The 25,404-nt window shown below is 42.9% G+C and carries 15 protein-coding genes; 1 reads left to right on the top strand and 14 read right to left on the bottom strand.

Going from position 1 to position 25,404, the window contains the following annotated elements; all coding sequences use genetic code 11:
• Positions 1-29: 29 nt before the first annotated feature.
• Positions 30-2,684: an ABC transporter ATP-binding protein/permease gene (locus tag WMO37_RS08790; protein ID WP_349154822.1), complete on the bottom strand. Its 2,655-nt coding sequence runs from the start codon at positions 2,682-2,684 to the stop codon at positions 30-32.
• 370 nt (positions 2,685-3,054) lie between these two features.
• On the opposite strand from WMO37_RS08790, the gene WMO37_RS08785 reads away from it, so the two are divergent.
• A complete protein-coding gene (locus WMO37_RS08785; RefSeq protein ID WP_349154821.1) occupies positions 3,055-4,194 on the top strand; it encodes a cell wall hydrolase in 1,140 nt (379 codons plus the stop codon).
• 95 nt (positions 4,195-4,289) lie between these two features.
• Here the strand turns inward: WMO37_RS08785 and WMO37_RS08780 are convergent, their stop codons facing one another.
• The 13 genes from WMO37_RS08780 to WMO37_RS08720 form a co-directional block, all read right to left on the bottom strand.
• Positions 4,290-5,918, bottom strand: coding sequence for a glycoside hydrolase family 43 protein (locus tag WMO37_RS08780; protein ID WP_349154820.1), 1,629 nt, complete (start codon positions 5,916-5,918; stop codon positions 4,290-4,292).
• 306 nt (positions 5,919-6,224) lie between these two features.
• Positions 6,225-7,439: an LL-diaminopimelate aminotransferase gene (locus tag WMO37_RS08775; RefSeq protein WP_022432980.1), complete on the bottom strand. Its 1,215-nt coding sequence runs from the start codon at positions 7,437-7,439 to the stop codon at positions 6,225-6,227.
• A gap of 166 nt (positions 7,440-7,605) precedes the next feature.
• Positions 7,606-8,121, bottom strand: a complete 516-nt coding sequence (locus WMO37_RS08770; RefSeq protein ID WP_349154819.1) for a hypothetical protein — start codon at positions 8,119-8,121, stop codon at positions 7,606-7,608.
• Between the two features lie 33 nt (positions 8,122-8,154).
• Complete coding sequence (locus WMO37_RS08765; protein ID WP_349154818.1) at positions 8,155-8,490, bottom strand: cupin domain-containing protein; 336 nt, start codon at positions 8,488-8,490, stop codon at positions 8,155-8,157.
• A 268-nt stretch (positions 8,491-8,758) separates the two neighbouring features.
• On the bottom strand, positions 8,759-9,895 hold the full coding sequence (locus WMO37_RS08760; protein WP_022432983.1) for a glycoside hydrolase family 88/105 protein: 1,137 nt from the start codon (positions 9,893-9,895) through the stop codon (positions 8,759-8,761).
• Between the two features lie 103 nt (positions 9,896-9,998).
• Positions 9,999-10,913, bottom strand: coding sequence for a heme ABC transporter substrate-binding protein IsdE (isdE, locus tag WMO37_RS08755; RefSeq protein WP_349154817.1), 915 nt, complete (start codon positions 10,911-10,913; stop codon positions 9,999-10,001).
• 12 nt (positions 10,914-10,925) lie between these two features.
• Entirely contained in the window at positions 10,926-11,960 is a 1,035-nt protein-coding gene (locus tag WMO37_RS08750) for a heme-binding Shp domain-containing protein (RefSeq protein ID WP_349154816.1), read from the bottom strand.
• An 89-nt stretch (positions 11,961-12,049) separates the two neighbouring features.
• Positions 12,050-19,042 (bottom strand): FMN-binding protein, encoded by a 6,993-nt coding sequence (locus tag WMO37_RS08745; RefSeq protein WP_349154815.1) that lies wholly within the window; start codon positions 19,040-19,042, stop codon positions 12,050-12,052.
• Positions 19,043-19,530: 488 nt separating this feature from the next.
• The gene (locus WMO37_RS08740; RefSeq protein ID WP_349154814.1) at positions 19,531-20,514 is read right to left on the bottom strand and encodes an RpnC/YadD family protein; all 984 of its coding nucleotides are present in this window, start codon (positions 20,512-20,514) and stop codon (positions 19,531-19,533) included.
• 445 nt (positions 20,515-20,959) lie between these two features.
• Positions 20,960-22,648 carry a CvpA family protein gene (locus WMO37_RS08735; protein WP_349154813.1) on the bottom strand — a complete coding sequence of 563 codons (1,689 nt, stop codon included), beginning with the start codon at positions 22,646-22,648 and terminating at the stop codon, positions 20,960-20,962.
• A gap of 22 nt (positions 22,649-22,670) precedes the next feature.
• Positions 22,671-23,882, bottom strand: coding sequence for a bifunctional phosphopantothenoylcysteine decarboxylase/phosphopantothenate--cysteine ligase CoaBC (gene coaBC / locus WMO37_RS08730; protein ID WP_349154812.1), 1,212 nt, complete (start codon positions 23,880-23,882; stop codon positions 22,671-22,673).
• A 9-nt stretch (positions 23,883-23,891) separates the two neighbouring features.
• Complete coding sequence (locus WMO37_RS08725) at positions 23,892-24,680, bottom strand: type III pantothenate kinase (RefSeq protein WP_227089428.1); 789 nt, start codon at positions 24,678-24,680, stop codon at positions 23,892-23,894.
• A 68-nt stretch (positions 24,681-24,748) separates the two neighbouring features.
• On the bottom strand, positions 24,749-25,402 hold the full coding sequence (locus tag WMO37_RS08720; protein ID WP_349154811.1) for an ECF transporter S component: 654 nt from the start codon (positions 25,400-25,402) through the stop codon (positions 24,749-24,751).
• Positions 25,403-25,404 lie beyond the last annotated feature (2 nt).

Raw genomic sequence — 25,404 nt, 5'->3', positions numbered from 1 at the left:
ATAATTCCGTGCGTATCGCAAATGCTTTATTATTCTGTACGCAGTGCTACTACCGGATCTTTTTTCGCTGCCATCTTCGCCGGAACAAATCCGGCAATCAGTGTCAGCACCATACTTATTATAACAAGGATTACGGCACCTGCAACAGGAAGTTTTGCAACTCCTGCAATTGTTGTCACATTTTCAATAATCCGGTTCGCCGGAATGCACAAAATCAGTGTAATCACAATACCCAGTGCACCGGATACAAAGCCTTCAATCAGTGTTTCGGCATTAAATACGCGGGAAACATCTTTCTTTGACGCACCGATACTTCTTAAAATACCGATTTCCTTTGTTCTTTCAAGTACGGAAATATACGTAATAATACCTATCATAATAGAAGAAACAACGAGTGAAATCGCAACAAACGCAATCAGTACCGCTGAAATCGCCGTAATAATCGTGCTGACGGAAGACATCATAATGCCAACATAATCGGTATAATTAATCACATCTTCATCTCTGCCCTCATCAGTTGCTTTCTTATTATAATCGCTGATAATATCTTCCAGTTTTTCCTTGGCCTCAAAGCTTGCAGCATATAAATCAATTTCTGACGGGTTGTCTTCGTTTGTAATGCCTAACTTTTCTTTGTTGCCCTCAAATGTGGCTTCTGTTGTCTGTGCCTTTAAAGACTGCGAAAACTGTTGCAAAATCTGTTCTTCTGTCATCTGGCTCATATAAGCCTGCATCTGTGCCTGTTCCTGCTCTGAAAGCGTTGCAACATATGCATTGACATCATCCATTGTAATCGGTGTATCCTTGTCATTGTCAAACGGGATTCCCGTAAAAATATCGGTTGTTTCATCGGCAAGCTGAGCTTTTGCCACTTCACTGTCGTTGACACCCTGCATCAGATACTGCATCAGTTCCTTTGTATAACCTACACCGCTCCGGATTGCCGTGTTGACCGCATCTTCTTTCTGACGGATAATACCGCACACCTGAATCTGTGTGCCGTTGTCTACTACATTTTTCATATACGTTTCATCTTCACGCATATCTTCCCAGATGTCTTTTTCTGCGTTGTACCGGTAATAATCGGTTGGCAGAATCATCTGGAATTTCTTATCTAAAATTTCATCATAAGTATACTCTGTTTCCTCGGTGTCATAGGTTTCGCCTGTCATCATGCGCTTATACATCGCCGTTACCTCGTCAGGGTCTTTAAAGCCCAGTGAATACAGGGTATAATCATCAATTTCGTTGTTCTCATCAACAACTAACACCACTTCGTTGTACTGCTGCGGCCATCTTCCCGCTACCATATCATACTGGGAATCCAGTAAATCCTGATTGCCCGGCAGCTGGTTCCATACATCTGCATTGGTATACATCGCACTCATGCTGCCCTGTGAAGTGTTCGTACCGTAAATCGTATTCATAATAGTGCTTGGATTTAGCTGTGTCACACCGTCGCTTGTGTCTGTATCGTAAATATTGATATCAACATTGTAGCTGTACCGGATATCACTTGCATATGTTGAAATCTCATCTTTATTATCATCTATATACTTTTTAAAGGATTTTAAATTATTATTTTTCACATCGGAAATCATGGTATTCATCATTTCCGACATAATCATATTACTGTACACTTTATCCTTGTCATGGTCAACAGAATCCTTATCAGACCCGGCCATCATTTCAATCATGCTGCTGATATCCATGGTCTGGGACTGTAACTGGACCGGATAACTCGACAGTGTATCGCGCTGTACCCTGTCAATATAGTCCTGAATACCATTTGAAATGGAAAGAATCAACGCAATGCCGATAATACCGATACTTCCGGCAAATGCGGTAAGCAGGGTACGGGTCTTTTTGGTCATCAGGTTATTCATACTAAGAGAAAGCGCTGTAAAAAAGGACATCGATGTCTTTGCTTTCTTTTTCTTCTTTCCTGTCTGTGCATCTGAAAGCTTTTGCTCCTTTTCCTGTATATCCGCTTTCATCTGTTCTTCACTGTAAGCATCGGTATCGTCTGTAATCTGTCCGTCTAAAAGGCGGATAATTCTTGTGGAATACTGCTCTGCCAGTTCAGGATTATGCGTAACCATAATAATCAGACGGTCTTTGGCAATTTCTTTTAAAATCTCCATAATCTGTACGCTGGTTTCTGTATCCAGTGCTCCTGTCGGCTCGTCTGCCAGTAAAATATCCGGGTCATTTACCAATGCTCTTGCAATCGCAACACGCTGCATCTGTCCACCGGACATCTGATTGGGTTTCTTGTGAATCTGTTCCTTTAAGCCTACTTTTTCCAGTGCTTCTATTGCGCGCTTTCTGCGCTCTGACTTGGATACACCGGATAAAGTCAGTGCCAGTTCGACATTGGCAAGCACGGTCTGGTGCGGTATCAGGTTATAACTCTGGAAGACAAATCCAATCGAATTATTGCGGTATGCATCCCAGTCACGGTCCTTGAATTTCTTCGTAGAACGTCCGTTAATCTTTAAATCACCGCTTGTATACTGGTCAAGCCCCCCGATGATATTTAACATAGTTGTTTTTCCGCAGCCGGACTGTCCCAGAATTGATACAAATTCGCTGTCGCGGAAACGCAGATTAATTCCCTTCAATGCCGTTACCCTGGTATCTCCGGAAATATAATCCTTTACGATGTTGTTTAATTCAAGCATCTTTTTTCCTCTCTTTACGTTTTTTCGGTTTATTTTGATTTTCTAACAACTTACTTCTTCATTATTTCACGTTTCTGCTGAAATGTCTATGCCTCTGCCTAAATAATGCTTAATTTTATTATTTTTTATGAATTTCCTCTTAAAACAGGAGATATTTTACTGTAATATTTTATTATGTATCGTGATATAAATAATACCATGTTTAAAAGTTCCAAACCCACATGTGCCTGTCCGCCGGTGAAAAAAAAATCGAACCCCGCCCCATAAAGCATAAAAGTGGTTTGACGCTTGCATTTTTGCGGTCTGCATTTTATACTGATACCAGCATAAATGATTGGAATAACGATTAGATTGTAACAGGAGATTTGCATTGAATAATAAGAAAAAGTTAAAACAATTCATGATTTGTCTGTGCTGTGTATTTTGCAGTACCGCATTGACCATTCCTTATCTGTCCTATGCAACCACGCAGGACGATTTAGACAATGCCAACCGGGAACTGGAAAGCTTAAAGGCACAACAGCAGAGTCTGTCTGCGGATTTATCCGAAATTGACAGTCAGCTCCAGAGCGCCGGAAGCCGTTTATCTTCCTTAGAAGAACAGATTGATGACAAACAGGCAGATGTTGATGCCTTAAATGAAGAACTGCTGTCGCTGTCCCAGACAATGGACGAACAGTACGATTCCATGAAACTGCGTATCCGGTATATGTATGAACGCAGCAGCTCGGATGTGATTGAACTGCTGTTAACTTCCCAAAGTATGAGTGAACTTTTGTTAAAAAGCGAATACATTTACCAGTTATCACAGTATGACCGTGATATGTTAGATGAGATGGAAGCCAATTATGAACGCCAGCAGGCAGCAAAAGAACAGCTGGATACCGAGGTTTCCGAACTGTCGTCCTTACGGGAAGCTGCTTTAAATGAACAGGAAAATTTAAAGACACTGCTTGCAAAAACCCAGCAGGATTTTGATACGTCTTCCAACAACGTATCCGAGGCCGAAGCTGCCGCACTTGCCTATGAAAAGAAGCTTGAAGAAGAAAAGCTGGCACAGGAACGCGCAGAAGCCGAGGCTGCAAGCCGCGCGGCTGCCGCCGCAGGGAATAATAATTCCGGCAACGGTGACATTACTTCTAATATTAATAAAACACCGATTTCATATGACACCTCTGACCTTGCCATGCTTGCCGCAATTATCGAATGTGAAGCGGGCAACCAGTCTTACGAGGGTAAGTTAGCTGTCGGAAGTGTTGTTGTAAACCGTGTCAACAGCCCACGTTTTGCCAACTCCATTTCCGGTGTCATCTATGCTTCTGGACAATTTACACCGGTTGCCAGCGGCCGTTTTACGATTGTGCTCTCCCGCGGTGCTTCCGCTTCGTGCGTTCAGGCGGCGCAGGAGGTTTTAAACGGAAATGTTACGATTAATGCGCTGTATTTCCACGTATACCGCAGCGGTATCGACACCTATGGCACGGTGATTGGCGACCATATTTTCTACTGATTGAATAAAAAAGTCCTTTGTAAAAGAAATGCTCCATTATCATCTGACTTTGGCTCATTCTTTTGCAAAGGACCGCTTTATAAAATATCGTTCTACTAATCTTCTTTTGGCATATATTCCACAGAATCTACAAGTACATATCCTGTCTTGTCATTTTTTACAGTGTTGTCATGGGCACAGAAAATGCCGTTTTTCACACCGACCCATCTGCCTGCTTTGGAGGCAAATGAAAAGGCTTTTTCATAGTTTTTGCCGTCAAAACTTAATTCCAGTGTTAATTCCTCGACCGGTGCTGCTTTTACAGGAAGATTTAACTCCATGTGGTCAATATGACCGGTGCATTTTACCGTGTAACGGAATGTCACTGTTTTCCCGGTATCCTTAAAATCACTTTCGGACAGTTCAAAATCATTGCTGTTTTGTGTTGTATACGGCATATCACAGTCAAAATACTGTGTTCCCAAAATCTGTCTGACCGTATATTTGTTATCCCGCTTTTCAACCGCCAGCGCGCCGTATTCCGTTCCCAGTGATACAACGCCTGCCACATCGCCGTTTTCCATGCCGGAAAGCTGCATTTTTGTCACACAGGTAAATTCCGGTGCCGGCCATTTCTGTAACAGCAGATTGCGGTAATCACTAACCGGGCGGAGCGGCACAGTATCCAGTGCATTTAACTTTAACTTTGATCCGGTAAGCTCATACCAGTCCTTTTGGGGATTGGCATTCCACTGCCACTGCATACCGAGTTTATCCGATGTAAAGTCATCACTCGTATCCGGCTCGCAAACCGGATATGAATTACTCTTTCCGATATCCGGCTTTGTGTACTCCATAACCGGTTCGCCGTAATCATTGCCCGGCTTATTGATACCAATTATTGGCCAGTCATTTTCCCAGTGCATTGGCTGTAAATGAACAATTCTTCCGCCTGCGTAGACATCCTGAAAATGTAAGAACCAGTCCTGACCTGTCACCGTGTCCACCCATGCACCCTGATGAGGACCGTTGACCGGTGAATCACCCTGACGCATTACGACCTTATATTCATACAGTCCAAAAGGATTTTTAGAACGGAGTACTGTCTGCCAGCCGGTCTTTACACCGCCTGCCGGAGCAAATACATAATACCAGCCGTTGCGCTTGTACATTTTCGGGCCTTCAATTGTTACCTGATCATTTTCATTGCCGTCAAAAATCTTGACTTCTTCGCCGATTAATCCCATACCGTCCGGCTGCATTTCTACCATATGCAGTACACTCTTGTATCCGATACGGCTCTTTGCAACACCTGCTGCCAGATACGCCTTTCCGTCATCATCCCAGAACGGACACGGATCAATCCAGCCTGCTCCCGGACGGATATTCACCGGCTTGCTCCATTTGCCAAACGGGTCTTTTGTTGTTGTCATGTAAATGCCCTCATCCGGCATCGGAAAACATATATAATAGGTTCCTTCATGATACCGGATTGCCGGTGCCCATACCCCGCAGCCATGAATCGGATTGCGGTAACGGAATTCCGGTAACTCGTCCAATGCATAATTGACTACTTTCCAGTTGACTAAATCTTTTGAATGTAAAATCGGCAGCCCCGGTGCATTGCAAAAGCTTGATGCAATCATAAAATAATCTTCACCGACACGGATTGCATCCGGGTCTGAATAATCTGCGTATAGAATCGGGTTGCGGTACTTTCCATTTCCTAAATCTGCCTGCCACATATTGAAACCTCCATTTTTACTGTTTGATTTACTGCTTTTCATTATTACATGCTTTATTTTATGTTCTGCATTTCTGCACTGTCCTTATCATACACTATTTTCCCGGAAATTGCTATTCATTTTACAAAATTCTTTTATAAAAGTTTTTTCACTATTTTGTTTTTAATGTTTTATGCCGTACTGTATCCCGCTTCATACATAAAAATCCACAAATCAGGATTATAAAAATTTATAAAAATACCCGCGGAAATCTCCGGCTTTTCAGCCTGTTCCCGCGGGTGTGTGTATTTAATATTATGATAACAATTAGATTGCCTTAATTCTTTCAAGTGCCTTTACGGTATTTTCATAAGAACCGAAAGCGGTCAGTCTGAAGTAGCCTTCACCACTTGGACCAAAACCTGAACCCGGTGTACCGACAACATTTGCCTTTTCAAGCAGGAAATCAAAGAATTCCCAAGATGTCATGTTATCCGGTGTCTTTAACCAGATGTACGGTGCATTGACACCGCCTGATACGGTATAGCCTGCGGACTTTAAGCCTTCCAGAATTGTCTTTGCATTGTTCATGTAGTATGCAATCTGCTCACCGGTCTGCTTCTGTCCTTCTTCTGTGTAAACAGCTGCACCCGCCTTCTGGATAATATATGGCGCACCGTTAAACTTTGTGCCGTGACGTCTTGCCCAGAGACTGTGTAATGTCACATCACCACTCTTTAAATCTTTTGGAATAACGGTAAATCCAAGTCTTGTTCCCGTAAATCCGGCATTCTTTGAGAAGCTGCGCAGTTCGATGGCACAGGTTCTTGCACCTTCACATTCAAAAATCGTATGCGGTACATTTTCCTCTGAAATGTATGCTTCATAAGCTGCATCATAGATGATAACCGCACCTACTTTATTTGCATAATCAACCCACTTCTGTAATTCGTCCTTTGTAATCGTAGAACCGGTTGGGTTGTTTGGAAAGCAAAGATAGATAATATCCGGTGTTTCCTTTGGCAGCTCCGGCGCAAAATTCGTTTCTGCCGTACACGGCATGTAGATTACATTGCTCCACTTCTGCTGATCCGGTAAATAATCCCCGGTTCTTCCTGCCATTGCATTGGTATCTACATATACCGGGTATACAGGGTCACATACTGCAATTTTATTGTCTACTGAAAAAATGTCGCCAATGTTTCCTGAATCAGACTTTGCACCGTCACTGACGAAAATTTCATCGGCACTGATGTCGGCACCACGTCTTTTATAATCAAAATCTACAATTGCATTTCTTAAAAAATCATACCCTAAATCCGGTGCATAACCGTGAAATGTTTCTGCCTTGCTCATTTCATCAACTGCACCGTGTAATGTATCAATTACAACCGGCGCAAGCGGCAGCGTTACATCACCGATACCCAGTCTTATAATTTCCTTGTCCGGATTAGCAGCCTGAAAGGCTTGAACCTTTTTGGCTATCGTGGAAAACAGATAACTTCCCGGAAGCTTTAAATAATTGTCATTAATCTTAAACATCTCATTCTCCTTCATTTCGTGTACTTCTAAACGTAGCTGCCTGTTCGTCCGACAAGCCGTTATGTCTGAATTATACACCATATTCGTACAGACAACAACTTATAAATATGAGTATTTTTATCAATATATCCGGCTTTTTTTGCATGAATTGCTTTATTTTCTTATCTTATTCAATATTCCTGCTTAATGTTTCATATTCTGCGCTGATTGCCTGTAACACTTCTTTATCACCGCCCGCATTGTCCGGGTGATAAATTTTTAACAATGCCTTATAGCGCTTTTTTAATGCTGCACTGCTGTCAACACCTTTAAAGAAGAGATTTACACCGCTATGACTGATATTCTGTACCATGGCAAACTTTCTTCTGGCCTCACGGTACACCTCATCGCGGTACATCAGCTTGTCGCGCTTAAATTTTTCGCGGTCAATAGCAAGCTGTCTGGTTTCCCGTTCCAGAATCTGCCACTGCTGGTCAAACAGATGCTTCTGATTATCTAACTGCTTTCTTAGCAAATCCAGACTGCGTTTCTGCTTTTCCAGCATCTGCTTCTGAATCTCCACAACCTGCTCTTCTTCCTCTAGCTTTCCCTGCTGCTGCTCCAGATTTTTCCGTAGTTCTTCCAGTCGGATATTTTCTTTAAAAAACCATTTCTTTTTTTCTTCCAATTCCTCATTGTTCAAACAAACACACTCCTTTATCAGCAGCAGTCCGCATCAGACTGCACTGTGAAACCAAAATACCTTGACAGGCTGACAGCCCGGTTTTGTCTTAATCGTATGCGGCACACCCGGAAGTGCAATAAATGAATCACCTGCTTCAATTGGAAACTCCAGATCACCAAGTCTGGCATAGCCCTCACCCTCAAGCACATAAAAGCCCTCCTGGTCTTCATGCACGCCCGGATGCGCACTAAACTCATAGCCGGCATAAACCGTTGTCCCGGAAGTACAACCGCCAAGGCAGCCGTTTTCTGCCGTCAAAAAGCGCTGTGTCCGTGCATCCTTCCCTTGTATTTCTTCTACTTCTTTTTTCGTAATATACGGTTTCATCTTAATCCTCGTTTCTGAGCGACTTTGTTGCGAAGCAGCGATGAGAAATTCGCGCAGGCGATTTCTCATCCGCCATCATAGGTGTTTGCTTTCGCTCCAAAGCAAACATCTATGTGAAAAATCAGCACATCCGTGTGATTTTTCGCACTATTCTCCATCCCGCAGGCATTTTAATGCCGGAGGAATCGCGAGCCAAATGTCAGATTTGGCTCTGCGGCATGAAAAAACAAGGAAGCCTGCTTTTGTCAGACTCCCTCGTATCTTTTTACTAATTTTTCTTGTAACGTAATAATTCTGTATAGGCAAGTAAAAATGGTCCGACACCCTTTGCATCATCTTCTACAACCGGTTCTGACATATAATAATCATATGTACCCGGACGATTGTCTTTACCGCCAAGTCCGGCAACCAGACAAATACCACCAAGTGACATTTCTCCGTTCTTTTCTTTTAAATAGCGCTTGCAGATACCGTCAATGGCTTTCTCACCGTATGCACGGTAGCTTTCAGGCAGGAAGCCAAGACGTACACCCTTTAACAGGGAATATGCCATGATAGAACTTCCGCTTGTTTCAAGATAGTTGCGTTCCATGCCGCCGAAGTTGACAACCTGATACCACATACCGCTTTCGTCCTGATAACGGATCATCGCATTCATTAAATCTACATATGCATCCTGTAACATCCTGCACTCTTTGTCATACTTGTGGTCAGAGTTGTCCACCTTATCAAGTGTATCTAACAGTGCCATAGAGTACCAGCCGATTGCTCTCAGCCAGATATTCTGTGAAAGACCTGTGACCTTGTCACACCAGAACATCTGCTTTGATGTGTCGATTGCATGATAGTACAGACCGTTGAGCGGATTTTTCATGTTTTCAATAACGAATTTAAACTGTGAGAAAATATCATCATAATTCTTTCGGTCGTTAAATCTTGTTTCATACTCCATGTAAAACGGCTGTCCCATATACATTCCGTCCAGCCATACCTGATTCGGATAAATATCCTTGTGCCAGAAGTTGCCGGATTCACAGCGAGGCATAATAGCAATCTGAGAATATACAAGGTCGATTGCCTTTCTATATTTTTCTTTTCCGGTGATATCATATAATTCAAATAAAGTCTTGCCGGCATTGACATTGTCAATATTCTTTTCACCAATGCTGTATCCGTCAATTGTTCCGTCTTCTGCTACACGATAATCAATGAAATCGTCTGCAAACTTTAAATATTTCTCGTCCTTTGAAATGGCATACATCTCAAGTACGGCTTTAATCATACAACCGTCAATGTAATTCCACTTAGACTTTAAGCCCTGCTTGAGCTTTTCAATATTCCACATCGGCGCTTCCGGCGTGCTTTTTTCCAACAATTCATCAATATACTTTACTATAATATCCACGGCTTTTCTCCTTATTAAATATGTACTGTGTCTTTATTATTGTACACTACAAAAAAAAGATAAGCAACCGATTATTTTTTATTTTATGAAAAACTACAGAATTTTAGTTGTTATACAACATCGGCTGTAATGCTTCGAGTGCCTGCTGATATGAAAAATTTGCACTCATGCCGAACAGGGACGAATCCAGATCGTACACCCTGCCGTTTTGTACTGCCGCAAAATGCTTCCAGATGTCGTTTTTTTCAAATTCATCGGCAAACATCTGCTGTACCTGCTCGGGCATTGCATGGGATGCCCGTAAAATCACATCGGGTTCTTTCGTTTTGATATCCTCTGTGTTAGCACTTAAAAATTCTTCATCAGTACCTGCGTATACATTCTGTCCGCCTGCCATTTCCACAAGGCTGCCGACATAGCTGTTTTCGGTTGCCACGATATAAGAACCCGGCAATCCCATCAGAATCAGAACCTTCGGGGCTTCTTTTCCTGCATTTTTATTTTTGTATTCCTGCATAAATGTGTTAAATTCGTCTACCATTGCCTGTGCCTGCTGTTGTCTGTTAAATTTTTCACCGAGATCTGCAATTGAAGCATACATGCCGGATACACTTTTTAAATTTAAAAACAGGGATTTCACCTGGATTGCCGCATATTTCGGCTGTAAATCGCTTTGCAGGCTGTTCGGGGACAGCACATAATCCGGCGATAAAGATTTTAAAATCTCCATATCCGGCGACATTGCCGTTCCGACCTGTGTAACGTCCTTATACCGCTCCGGCAGTGTACCGGAGGTCTGGCATACGCCCACTAAATCTAATTCCAATTTGTCACAAATCTGTGCAGCTGCCGGTGACGTTGCCACAAGACGCACACTGTCTGCCTGTGATTGTCCCTCTGTGGAATCCGGGTGCTGGTCTACGCAGGCTGTCAGTGAAACTGAGGCGGTTAGTACGGCGATGCCTGCAAGCAGCATACAAAGTCCTTTTTGAACAATCTTTTTTACCTGTCGTTTCATTTGTCTGCTCCTTTAGTTTTTCTTTTTACGATACATAAGCATGTACCATGCCGCACCTGTCACAACAATGGCAATTACAACACCCATTCCGATAAAAATGCCGGTGCTGCTGTTTTTTTTGCTCTCCTGCGCTTCTGCATTGACCTGTTTTCCTGCCGCATCATATTCCTGAATTCCGGCATTTTTCGTCTGTGTGTTTTCTGCAGTCTTTGCCTGTACGGCATTTGCTTCTGCTGATGTAGTCTGTCCGGCTTCTGTCGTACTTTCTGCACTTTCACCCTCTGCCTGCTCTATGCTCTGTGTTCCGGCATTTTCCTGACTGCCGTCTGTTCCGGCTGACACACCGGTTTCACCCGATAAGCTGTCCGTGCCTGGTTCGGTATTTTCAGCCTGCGCACTTACACCGCGCTCTCCTGAACCGCTTTCTCCCGGGTTGCTTTCTTCACTGCCACCCTCTGCGCTGTCCGGACCGGCACTGCCGCCCTTTTCTTCAACGGTCACACTGGTAATAAAGTCGCCTGCGCCTTCACTCAGTCCCGAAAATGTAATATAGTAAATAATATCACGACCCATGGCAGTTACGTACATATTTACACGTACAACCGAATTTTCACTGTTGATGCGGAATCTGTAATCTGCGGTATTGCTTGAGTAATCCTCCTGCATTAACGTTGCGGATACCGGACTTCCATCTACCTGAAACTGCGGATTTTCGATATTGTCCATTAACTGCATACGGATTGTGGCATAAGTGTTTCCCGCCGGGTCTACCTCGATAAGTGCCCTGCCGTAAGTCGCGCTCTCTGTCATGGACTGTCCCAGAACCGCCGAACCCTCTCCGCCGGAATCTTCAATCGCACCGGTGGACGGATTACGATAGCTTGGATTTGCACCGGCAAGATAAATGCCGTTTTCTGCTCCATATACCGGATTACTGTTTTGTGAAAATACTGCCGCCGCCGATAAAATGCCCACGGTGACTGCCGTCAATACTGCCGCTGCATGCTTTACAAGCCGCTGAATCTGCATTTTAAATTTCTGTTCCATGTCTGTACTCCTGCTTTCATTTTTATATGTGACAAACAGGCACCCGCCCCTTTTCGGAACGGATGCCGTTGTTTTGTCTTTTTTACAGCTTAGTCTTCTTTTTCTTCCGGTCTTTTCTTTCTTTTAAAGATTGCAAGACCTGCAGCACTTAAGGAAGCAAAGAATGCTGCTGCCCACATGCCCATTGCGGAAGAATCCGCTGTCTTTACGCCGCTGTTGCTGTTGTCTGCCGTATTGGCTGAGCCGCCTGCCGTATTTGAATTACCGCCTGCTGCCGAACCGTTGTCGGTTGTGCCTGCATTGCCGCTGTTATTATTACCACTGTTGTTACCATTGTTATCAATGTTGTTATTATTTTTATTGCCGTTATCTGTTGATGCCTTTTCAACAAGTGCGTAATAACTGAAGCCCTTTGTTGTCACAACATAATAGCCGTTTTCCACACTGCCCTTAATGAGGGTCTTTGAACCGTCATCATTGATACGGTATAAAACAACGTTGTCTGCATTCATGCCTGCCGGAATGAGATACTTCACAACAACACTGCCGTCTGGCTCAACTTCCTGTCCGTCCTTTTCAAAATGAACTTCATACAGTTCAAAGCTGCTGCCGACATCTACAAGTGCATTTGCCGCCTTTGTATATTCTGTTCCTGCACTGACCTTTGTTACCTTTAACTCAGAGCCTTCCGGAAGGACACCTTCTGCGGCTGATACATGAATGCCTGTCTTTTCATCCGTCACATCAACTGCCGGTGACTTTTCTTCTGTCTGGTCTTCTGCCGGTACAAGAGAAGTATCGCTTGTTGCTGTCAGTGCTGACCAGTCGAATCTTAATCTCGCACTCATCATGGTGTCGCCCATTGGTGTATCCGGTACTTTAAAGCTTACATCTGCATAAGTAATATCTGCAACGGAAGGCTGTGCACCTTCAGGAAGTTCAAATGTTACCAGTCTGATTGCATCGACTTCATTTCCTGCGGAAGTTGTAATCTTTTCTGTCTTGTCTATTGTAACAGTTACGCCATCTACCTCAAATGCCGTAACGGCGCTGTAGATTGATGTTACGGTTACCGGATTCATGGCAATCTGAACTTTTACAACCTTGCCATCCTTTACGGTGATTAAAGCACTGCTGTTCTTTTCAAATGCCGCATTACCCATAGAAGCCTTATCGGATACCGCATTCCACAATGCAATCGGTACATAGTAGTTACCGTCAGCAATTTTATTGTCAGAAGGGTCCGGTGTCGGAGTTGGTGTCGGTTCCGGATCCGGTGTCGGATCAGGAGTCGGAGTCGGTTCCGGTGTCGGGTCTGGGTCCGGTACTACCGGGTCCGGTGTTGGTGCCGGGTCCGGTTCTGCTGTCTTTACCGCATTTGCATAATCCAGTGCCAGATAAGCATCCGGGCTGTAATTCATCGCATCGACAAACATGTTGACATAAACACCGTCATAGCTGTTGTCCGGCAGTGTAAATGTAATCTGTGTCACTCTGCCTTCTTCGTCTGTTGTGTACTGTGCATCTACAGTCTTACCATCTGCTGACGTTCCCTGATAAATCTTCCAGTTGCTTGCGTAAGCTGTCAGTCCCGCAAAGGATACGGACTGTAAATCTACGGTTACAGCTGCTGTTCCGTCTGCCGCAACAGTCATCTGTGCACTCTTAATGCAGCCTGCCGCCATAGAATCCTGTGAAACATTTCCGGCATTCTTTAAGCTTGCAGGGATTGAATAAGTACCTGCTGTCAGAGTGGTCTTTGCTGAACCGAAAGTTGTTTCCTTTGTTGTATCATCGGACTTATTATTATCAGATGATGTCTTTGTTAAGCTGTCCCAGTAAACCTTTACGAAGCAGTCTGCGCTGAAACGTCCCTGCTTGAAGTCAATGCCTGAAACGAAGCCGTTTAAATTCTTCATTGCCGGTACATAGATATCTGCATTGGTGTTGTAGATTGCCGCAAAATCACCTTCTAACGGGAAGGAAACCTTTGTTACAACCTTTTCATCTTCACCGAATACATCATCGCTGTACTGAATGTCATTCATTTCGACCGCAGCTTCCTTTAAGCTCTTAGAAGTATCATTGCCTTCATAGTAGCCGTTGAAGCCATAGATATATAACGGTTCTTTTGATGTTCCGTTAATAATGTCTGTTACGAGTGTCATGCTGCCGTCTTTATCAACGACAATCTTTGCCTTTGTCTTGTCATTTTCCACAAGACTGTGCTTTACTTTATCTGTGTAGTATGCAATGTCTACGCTGTATTCGCCTTCTGCAAGCTTTTCTGTCGGAAGGTTAATGACTTCTTCTTCCTGCTTTAGTTCGAGTGCATTTAAAATCGCATCGCGGATTGCATTGGATGAATACGTTGCGCCTGAAACCGCATCAACACCTGTGATTTCCTTTACATCGGTTGCGGACTTATTGATGTAGCTGCCCTTTAAGCCGTTGACTGCCTTTTCAAGCATCATCTTATTGGTTTCAGCATAAGTTCCCGCAAAATTTGCACCTGTTACTTCAATGTCTGTGATAACATCATCTGTAACTGTTACGTTGACAGTAACATCATATTCACCGAACTGTGAAATATGGGCTGTACCTGTCTTTACAACCGGTGTGTTGTCTTCATTTTTTGCTGTCAGCTTTAACTTTAAGTTCGTATCCTTTGACATACCGTCGATAAAGCCTGTCAGATAAATTTCATTGTTGTCTGTCAGGTCGAAATAGTCCGGTACATCTACAACTGCCTTACCCGGATATACGAGCGCATTTTCAAGGTCTGTTGTTGTGGATGTCGCTGTAAATTCTGTTCCGTCTGTTGTGTAGTATACATATCCTCTGCTGTCTGTTACTTCTACAGGTGTCTTATCATATGCCACGCTGTCTGCTTCGGAATTAATCTTGTCTGTATACCAATCGCTGTAAATTGCTGACTTTAAGCCGCTTGTATCATTCTTTGAGATTGCCTTAAATGCATTTTCCATGCTGTCTGCATTGTATACACGAAGGCTTCCCATATGTCCGTGTAAGCCGAATACGATTGTTTCGCCTAAGTCAAATACGAGCTGTCTGCTTCCGTCTGTCTTTGTTACCAGTGTTGCACTCTTGATTGCATCAATGTTTGCAGGCGGTGTCTTTGTGGCACCCGGTTCGCACGCTGTATAAACAGATACATCTAATGCCTGTGTTGTTTCTTCTCCCTGGTCTGTATCACCGACTTTTTCAATCGTTGAGAAGTCCATACGGAACAATACTTCTGAAATGTAAGCCATTTCTGTGATGTATGTTGTAAATAACACATTCTGGTTTGCATAGTCCGCATCGTTTTTAATGTAATTGATACCGGAGAATGTCAGGTTAAACGGTGCTACCTTACTGCTTGTTGATGAAGCGAGTTTATCCAATGTAACGGATTCTACATTTTCACTGTTATAGAAGCCGCCGACCTGCTTACTTCCCTGCATAACCTTTGTAAAGTAGAAATCGCCTGTGTTTTCTGTCTTTACGTTGGTTGACGGATTAATCTTACCGGTCTTTGTAACGGTTGGTGAAATGGTGTATACCTTTGTATAGTTTTCATACTTTTCGGCATAGTCGCTGGATTCTGCAACGCCTGCATCATCTGCACCCTTAATCTTGCCGTTATCATTAGCATCCGGTGTCGGTGTGGACTTAATCCAGAGTTCACCGCCGCCTGCGTATCCAATCGGGCTTTTTACACCCGGCATTTCATAATCGTCTACGGTTACATTGCCTTCTGCATCAACGCTTACGGTTATGTCTGTGTACTGTTCTTCATAGCCCATTGCACCTTCGATTTTGTCGGTGTCAATGTAATAGGTACTGCCGAATACTGCCTGCATTTTGTATGTACCCTCTTTTAAAGAACCGTCTTCGTTGTAGTAGCTGCTGACGTCTTTGAAGTTTGCCATAACCGTTACAGCTTCTTCCGGCATGGTAAATGTATACTCATGGGCATTTGTTCCGTTAATTGCCTGCGTTGTTGTGGCTTCAACCGTCTTGCCGCTTGCCGTTGTTACGGTTACACTGTCCATTGTGTAATACTTTAAGCGGTCCGGTGTTACGGTAACGGTTACGGTTTCGCCTGATTTTGCCTTATCGGAAGACTTTGTTTCAGCCGTTAATACGCTGACTGTACCTTCGCCGTTGGTTTCTGTTGTAATTACATAAGAGTCTTGTGCATACTCTGTGCTTACGGTTACTGCGGACTTCGGCATTGTGAAGCTGTAGCTTCCGTCACCGTTGTCTGTTACGTCAACTTTCTTTCCGTCTGCTGTTTCTACGGAAATGCTCTTTACTTTGCAGAATGACTTCGGTGCTGTGTATACAGTTACCTTACTGCCTTCTGCGGCTTCTTCGTCAACGGTTGTTTCGCCGTATTCACTGCCTGTTACGTTTGAAGTGATTGCATATTTCTGTGAAACAACCGTTTCTTCGGCTGCCTTTAATACCGGTCTGCCTGTTGTCTTGTCTGTTTCCCACTTGCAATACTTGTTATCCTCTGTCTGGTTCTCATCAACCCAGCTGTTTAAGTATGTAACCAGTGCAATCCTGCCGACCTTGTTGGTTGTGCTGTCAACAGACATTAAGTTGTCATTTTCATAACCCTCGGCTGTTACCGGTGTGATGTATGTAAAGTTCTGATTAAGAGAATCCAGATTCTCTCCTGTAACAGTCTTTGCAATTCCGTAAATTTGGGCATTTTCAGGGAAATTATTTAATGTTGTACCTGTGTAGCAGTTTGCAGTCTTATCTTTTGCCTGTAAAGTAGAGTCCACACCGTAATAAGATACATTTGCCGGATTTGCATTTTCACCCATGGTAATCTCTGAAATATCATAGCTGTTGACTGCTCTGTCTGAAAGTCCATAATATGAATAATATCCGGTTAAATTTACATTTTCCAGTGTTGTCTTGCCGGTTACCGCACCGTTTACAATTTGTGTTGCACTATTTGTAATAGGGTAATGCAATACCGTACCGCCTGTCGCACCGTCAATGGTCACATTCATATTGTTTACGACCTTGTTGTAAGAACCGCCGCCATAAGCAATACCACCTAAATAGCAGAATGTGCCTGCAACGGTATGGACTTTTTGTGTTCCTTCAAATGTCAGGTCGTTGATAGTGACATCTGTGAAACTGCCTATCTGTGCGATAAATGCACTTGAATATACCCATGAACTTGATGTTGTTCCTGTCATGCCTTCTACATTCAGTTCCTTAATGGTATGTCCGTTTCCGTTAAAGGTTACTGTATTATTGTAATTTGTATATGTCATCGGCACCCATGTATATGCGCTCATATCAATATCTTTTACAATATTAATGGTTTTATCCGTAAGTGCGCTTGGATTATCACGCATTAATTTACCGACAGCCGCAAGGTCTGCCGCATCGGAAACAATCAGTGTGCTTGATGTTGCCGCATATACATCTGTATCATAACGTCCTTCTTCAAACCAGTTGTCCGGTGCAATTACCGATACTGTCACTGCGCCTGCCGGCATTGTAAAGCTCGTTGCAGAGTTTCTTATATATTCGACACTGCCGTCTTCCTTAATCACTTTGATAAATAAAACCTTTTTTGCTTCGTCTGTCAAAGTAATTGTGACATTCTCACCTTCTCTTGCTTCTGCTTTATCCAGTGCAATATAAGACTTTGCTTCATCTGCAACGGTAACAGCCTTTAATTCTTTCTGTGTAATTGCAGAACCATCAAAGCTTGTTGTGACACCCTTTTCAGGCATTGTAAATGTAAACTTTGCAGAAGATGTTGTGTTTCCTGCATCTGCTGTTACGGTTACTTCGTTGCCGTCTGCGTCTGTTACCTTTGGCAGTGTTGTACCGTCATAGTAATATCCGTCTGCTGTATTTGTGGAAAGCAGTAATGTTACGGTATCGCCTTCTGCCGCAAGTTCACCATTTGATACGGTAAAATCGGCACCTTCAATATTTGCAGACTGGTTTGTAATGTTATACGCATCTGTTTCAACGAAGTCTACTCTTAAAGTAACGGCTACCGGGAATTTCTTTGCTACGGTATATGTTGCTTTTCCGCTTGCAAGTGATGATAATTCTCCCGGCTTTACTGTTGTATTTCCCTGTGTACCGGTTACTGTTACTGTATGCTTATAATACTTGCCATCGATAATGCTGTCTGCTACAACATTCATATTACCACTCATCATCTGTCGGCTGCTGTAACTTACATGGCTTGCAAATTTACTGTCGTCATTGGTTTCTAATGTAATTGCACAATAACGGTTACTCTTTTCTGTGATTGTAACCTTTTTCTCCGGCATTACAAAGGTGTATACCTGTACAATCTTATCTTCATCAATCACTGTACTTTCAAGTGTTGTATCAATACCGGTTCCGTCTTCATCTGCAACAGTCGGCACATAATTTCTTGTTGAACTGTCACTTGTTGATGTAATCTTTACGGTTTCACCCGGCTTTGCACCATACTTATCTACACTTAAATATTCGCCTGTTGATTTTATCTCATACTGTCCTTCTTCCAGAACCGGTGCAAACTGCACATATATCATAAATGTTCCTACTGAGCCGTAAGCATATGCATCGTCAGGAATTGTGCATGTATACTGGTTCTCTTTGCCGTCTACCTTTGTAATCTTTAAGTCCGGTGTTGTAAAGCTTGATGACATGTACATAACAGAATCTAATGCCCAGCCGTCCTCCGGTACAGCTTCAAATGTAATTGTGCTGTCTTTTTCAGCCGTGTATACTTTTTCACCATCATCACCGGTGCTTTCTGTCACACCTGAGATTAATTTGATACTTCCCTTTCCGTATGAAATACCCGGTGTAACTGTGTAGGTTACTTTTTCTGTGCTTTCTGCATCTGCTGTTACGAGATTTTCCTCTGCCGGTGCGGCTGTTTCAAAGCCGTCCGCTTCTGTTGTCTGTGCCTGCTGTACTGCCTGTGCAAATGTCTGCTCCGGGCTTGCCGCCAATACATTGTACGGCATACTGCTCATTGTCATTGCGACTGCTAATGAAGCAGATAATAACTTAAAGCTGGTCTTTCTCATTTTTCTTTCCTTTCTGCTTTGTCCCTGTTTACTTGTTTCTATCGTGCCTTGTTGATTTTACGAATGTACTAATGCTTTGTTTTGTTTTTTGTTTTATGGCATAGTTTTGTTTTGATAACTTCCATTAGTCTTGTCTAACTGTGGCACTTAAAAAAATAGGCTTCAAAGCCTATCTTTCGTTTGCAGTGGCAGTGTACCACAGACATTTGTTTTTGGCAAGCAGACATTTTTGTTGCAAACCTGCAACAAACAACGGTATTTTTTACCTGTTTTCTTTAACAATCCCTTTGATTTCCTGCTTTCCCAATTTGTTGCGCAAGTGCAACAAAAAAGTCTTATTGATAAATTTTATTGTTTAAAATGAGATTTTTCCAGACTGTTTTTGCGAAATTCCTACTTTGGTACTAGGAAAATAGAGACTTAAGAGTTAGGCGGCTTTTTTGTTTCAGATAAGCCGCCTGTTACTTTGATAAAATGCTTTATTTTTCCTATTCATCTTCACACTCGACTGCCTGCGACAACTTTTGCACCGTTTCTTCCGGCAGTTCCGTCAGGTCTGCCACATATGCAACGCTGTTCCCCGCCTGCAATAATTTTACGGCTAACTGCATTTTGGCTTTTTTCATTCCGGTGATTTCGCCTTCGGCACGTCCCTCACGACGTCCTTCATCTCGTCCTTCGGCACGACCGCGGTTTAATATATCCTTTGCTTCATACTCTAATACTTTTCCACCCATACTCTCTCCAACTCCTTTCCTGACCTTTTCATATTTTGCCGCCAGATGTTTTATTACTGTATCTGACATTTCAAGAATTGTAACCTTTTCGTATTCGTTTAAATCACCGTTCTTACGGTCTTCTTCCAGACGGTTTACTATTGCTGTATATTCCTCTTCCAGCTTCGCTAATTTTTCGCTGTTTTCTTCCAGTTCTTTAAAACTCTTTTCATAAACAAAAATATGAAACGGTATCAGAAAGTACAGCTTTTTCTCAAAGATTTCTTCTACTGTATACTGTCTGACTTTTAATACCGGAACAGCATACGATACTTCCCCGCCCGGTGTGCGTATCATTACCGTCATCACCTCCGGCGTATTTTTCGTATGGCGCAGGGCTACGATTGCGGAATCAGGAAAATGAACTACCAGTGCACCCGCTGTAACTTCTCTGTTTTCCAATGCAAGCTGTGTATCATACTCAAACATACGTACTATCATGCTTCCGTCTTCCGTGCTCTGGCACTCAACATGATAACGCTTTCTTTCTCTACCAAGGATTTCAAAGCTGGAATCCGTAATGCGCTCCTGTTCACTGCCGTCCGGCAGCTTTATAAAGTGCTCGTTTTGAAGCAGATGTATTGTTTCTTTTCCGGTGTAACTTGTGTGAAACAGTTCATTTACAACCGGTATAATCAGTGCCGTACAATCCGTTAACAGGGTACGGAACACATCATCGTAAGGTGTATTTACCATGCTTTCTTCCTTTCTTTTATTATAATAGACTACTTGAACTGCCGGCAAGGATTTTCATGAATTTTCTAAATCTTTTTGGATTTTAAGGGATATTAAACAGATGAACCCATAAAAATGTCAATAGAAAATACTACTTGGGATAAACTATCCGTTCTAATCAAAATTTCATCCCTAAAACGCGGATAAAACCTTAATCAAAATTTCAAGTTTTAGAAATCAACCGTTGTTTGCGGTTTTATTTTTAGAATATATTCTATTAGAAGAATATCACAATTCTATTCAGATTGCAATTATTATTATAAATTTTGTTTAATTATTTAAAATATGTGTTATTTATTCTTTATATACTACTCCTTAATTCTAAGTTGTTTTAAAAAAGTGCCTTTTATACACACAATCCTGCATACAAAAGACACTTTTCCACTAATTTTTTGATTTTTCCTCTTTACTGCACGGTCTGCTGTGCGGCTTCCACCTTCGTCACTTCATTTAATGACTCGTTTTCATGATATGAAAATGTAACAGTATCGCCTGTATTGTACCGTACAATATCCGCATTATCCGATAACGGCACATCAAAGATACGGGACTGACCCTCTAAGAGTATATAAAAATGCGAATTGCCGTCCAATACCGTCTGCACCATTTTTTCGATTCTGCCGGTTATCTGCCTGCTTTCCTTTTTCATTTCTGATTCAGCTTCATCTACAATGCCGCTGTCTACCATCAGCTGACGGTAATTTTTCTCACACTCATTGACTGAATCGCCGATTGCCACCGTCTGATATTTTTCAATATTAAGCATGGCATAAGATTTTACCAGTCCCGAGCTGTCCTTTAATGCCATAAAATATGTCGGCTGTCCGCCCACATTAATAAGCAGTGGAAATGTCGCCTTGTATCCTAAATGCTGGACCTTTCCCTCTGCCGAAGACATCGCCGAATTTTCCTCTGCACCGGAAATCACATAATAGCGCGTTTCCATTGTCCGCTGGTTCATCAGCACAAAGCCCACATTGGATTTATCCTGTCCGACTGAGGTAATTCCTGTATACACCCACACATCATCGTCCAGTGCAATATAATTATAGCCGTCTGTCGTTACCAGACAATCCTTCTGGCTTAACACACTGTTAAAATAACCGTGCTTTAACGTACCGTGGTAATCATACAGCGAAATAAGCATATCTGCCGAATACACACGGTCTACCCACTGCGGAACATCTTCCACGGCATAATCCGTCATTTCCCCGGTGACTGCATTACAAAGCACCACCCTGCCAATCGTCACACCGCCAAACAGTCCGATATTATATTTTTTCACCGGACAAATCCAATAAGGTGTACCGCTCTCATCAATTTCAAAGCTGATGTCATCAAACATATAGGTCGGATACGCAAACCTCAGATGTCTGTAAATGTTTCTGCCAAAATGGTCGCTCATCGAATAACGGATTTTCTGCTCCAGACGCACGCACTCCGCTTCCTGTGTCGTCATATCAATACGGATATACGCAGGAATTCCATCACTGTGATTGGTAAACCATTTAATCAGGCTGCCGTACTGAAGCGGTGTCACACGCACCGGCTTATTCTGATAGTTAATCTGTGTATACATATCGCTGACTTCAAACTGGGAAACCATATCCACCATTGTTCCCATAACACGGTTGCCTATGGTCGTTGCCGAATCTTTATCCAGCACCGGAATCTGGTCATAGGACACCTCATGAATATCATCGGTAAAGCTTCTGGTTTCCACATTTAACAGTTTCTGGTAAGCCGAAGCATTAACAATTTCAGATGACAGCAGTCCGCCTATTAGAAAAATAACAACCAGTGCCGCTGTAAGTACCGCACATAAATAGAAAAAACGTTCTGCCTTTTTGCTCTTAAATTCAGGCTTTGACTGCTTCCACTGTCTGCCTGCCCATTCCTTGTAGTATTCTGTCATTGTCATACTGCAAAGCCCGACAACACCCGTAAATACCGCCGCCAGCACAATGACAAATATCCAGAAGCCCGGTGCATGGATATTGATTGGCGGAAGCACCACATAATAATAGGCAAATGCAACCAGCAGCACTGCCGCCACTGATAACACCCCTGTAAGTAATTTTGCTTTTTTGCTCATAAACTCCCCTTTTCCTGATATTTTATTTTTCGTCTGTTCTCCGTGCTTTCATATTCTTTATAATCGCATCAAAAATACAGCCTGCCACTTCAAATTTACTCATTTTCGGAAATTCCTTACAATCCGTCTTTGTAATCATCGTAATCACGTTTGTATCCGTTCCAAATCCTGCACCGTCTACTTTCAGATTGTTGGCAATCACCATATCCAGATTTTTCTTTTCCAGCTTCTTTCTGGAATTTTCCAGTACATTCTGCGTTTCCATTGAAAATCCGCACAAAAACGGTTTGTTTTCCATCGCTCCGAGCGTTCCGATAATATCCTTTGTCCGCTCCAAGGCAATGCTCATCTCTCCGTCGCTTTTCTTGATTTTTTCATCACTGACTGATGCCGGTCTGTAATCCGCAACTGCTGCCGCTTTTACAATAATGTCTGATTCCTTTGCCGCCTCTGTAACCGCTTCATACATATCCTGTGCCGATGTAATATGCACCATTTTAACAAACGGCACGTCAGGAAGGTTTGTCGGACCTGCAATCAGTGTCACCTCTGCCCCGCGCAGCATCGCATTTTTCGCCAGCGCATATCCCATTTTTCCTGTTGAATGGTTGGAAATGTAGCGCACCGGGTCAATCGCTTCCTGTGTCGGACCTGCGGTAATGCACACGCGGTATCCTTTCATATCCTTTGTCAGGGCAATATCGCGTAAAATGTATTCAAGCAGTTCAGACGGCTCCGGCATTTTTCCCGCACCTGTATCACCGCACGCAAGATACCCGCTTGCCGGTTCTAACACTTCGATGCCAAACCTTCTTAACTTTGCAATATTATCCTGTAGAATCGGATTGTAATACATGTTGGTATTCATTGCCGGAACGACCATTTTTTTGCATGTACACGCCATAAATGTCGTTGTCAGCATATCATCTGCAATTCCCGATGCCAGCTTGCCAATCACGTTGGCACTCGCCGGTGCAATCATCACAATATCCGCCTTTTTTGCAAGGGATACATGCTCTACCTGAAACTGGAAATTTCTGTCAAATGTATCGACAACACATTTATTACCGGTTAAGGATTCAAATGTAATCGGATTGATGAAATTGGTCGCATTCTGTGTCATCATGACATCTACATTACATTCCAGCTTTTTTAAGCTGCTGGCAAGTGTTGCGATTTTATATGCTGCAATACTGCCGGTTACGCCAAGCAGTACGTTTTTCCCTTTTAACATAGTCCTCTCCTATTCCACATTTTTATCGTAAATGATTTTTAAACCTTTTAAAAGCAGTTTATCATCTAATATAATTTCATTGTGGCAGTATGGCACGATCACCCTTGCCAGTCCGCCGGTTGCAATGACTTTGACCTGTTCCTGTTCTGCACCCGTCATTTTGCACAGTTCTTCACGGATTCTGTCAACCATGCCGTCGATACAGCTTGCATTCCCGTAAACCGCACCGCTCTGCATACACGCAATCGTATTCTTTCCAATCACGGATTTTGGAGCTTCCAGACTGATTCGCGGAAGCTGTGCTGTCCGGGATACCAGTGAATCCACCGATACGCGGATACCCGGAAGAATCGCACCTCCCACATAATTTTTCTTGTCGTCAACCGCACTGATGGTCGTTGCCGTTCCCACATCAATAATCAGCACCGGTGCACCATATTCGTGAATAGCCGCAACTGCATCTACAACCATATCCGTACCGACCTGCTTTGGCTGGTCCATTAACAGATTCAATCCCGTCTTCACACCCGGTCCTACAATTAACGGCGTAATGCCGATGATTTTTTCAACTGCCGACTTGATAACGTTTACAAGCTGCGGTACGACCGATGAAATGATTGCACCGTGAATCTGTTCACTTTCAATATTATATAACTCCAAAACAGTCTTAAAACCGATTGCATACTCTAATTCCGTCTTTGAATAATCCGTGCAGAGCCGTTCCTCAAAATAAATCTTTTCATCGTCTACACAGCCGATTACAATATTAGTATTCCCCATATCAATCGCAAGAATCATGCCTTTTTGATTTTGTCTTTTCATTTTCTTTTCCTTTTGTTTTGTTTCTTAAAATATTAACATTTCTGTTACCGTCTGATATGAAGCAGTGCTTTTCCGATTGCCGCAGTCAGCACCGCCGCCACAATCGCTTCCGGTACGCCCTGTGTTCCGATCACACCAAGAATCACACCGTACAGGGCATCTGTGGCAATTCCCTTTGCATTGGCATAACTGCTTCCAAACAAAAAGTAAATGCCGTTCATAACAAGCAGTGTATTCGTAAGCGCTCCTGCCGCACCGGCTGCCGCCAGTGCAGCAGCACTGCCTTTTCCGTCGTTTTTCTTCTTCTTTACAAGCTTTACAATCCCTGTATATACATAATATGCCACAACGCCAATCAGAATTCGCGGCACAAAGCAGATCATCAGACTCTTAAAATTTCCATGCACATTTCCAAGGCTGTAAAACGGTGAAAATACGAAAGAAGTCAGGTTCGGGTTAAATGTGTTGTTAATCATGCTGGTTAGTCCGAAAATACCGCCTAAAAATGCACCGCGCGCCGGTCCTAACAGTATCGCTCCGATAATTACCGGAATGTGAATAATTGTTGCATTCATAAATCCCAGCGGGATATAGCCTAAATACGGCACAAACGACATTGCAAGAATAATTGCCACAAACATTGCCGTTGTTACCATATCTTTTGTTTTTGTCGTTGATGTACTCATCTTTTTCTCCATTT

Source organism: Lachnospira intestinalis (assembly GCF_040095895.1).
In the GTDB taxonomy this organism is placed as follows: domain Bacteria; phylum Bacillota; class Clostridia; order Lachnospirales; family Lachnospiraceae; genus Lachnospira; species Lachnospira intestinalis.
Note: the sequence above shows the minus strand (reverse complement) of the source record. Positions and strands in the feature narration are given on the sequence as shown.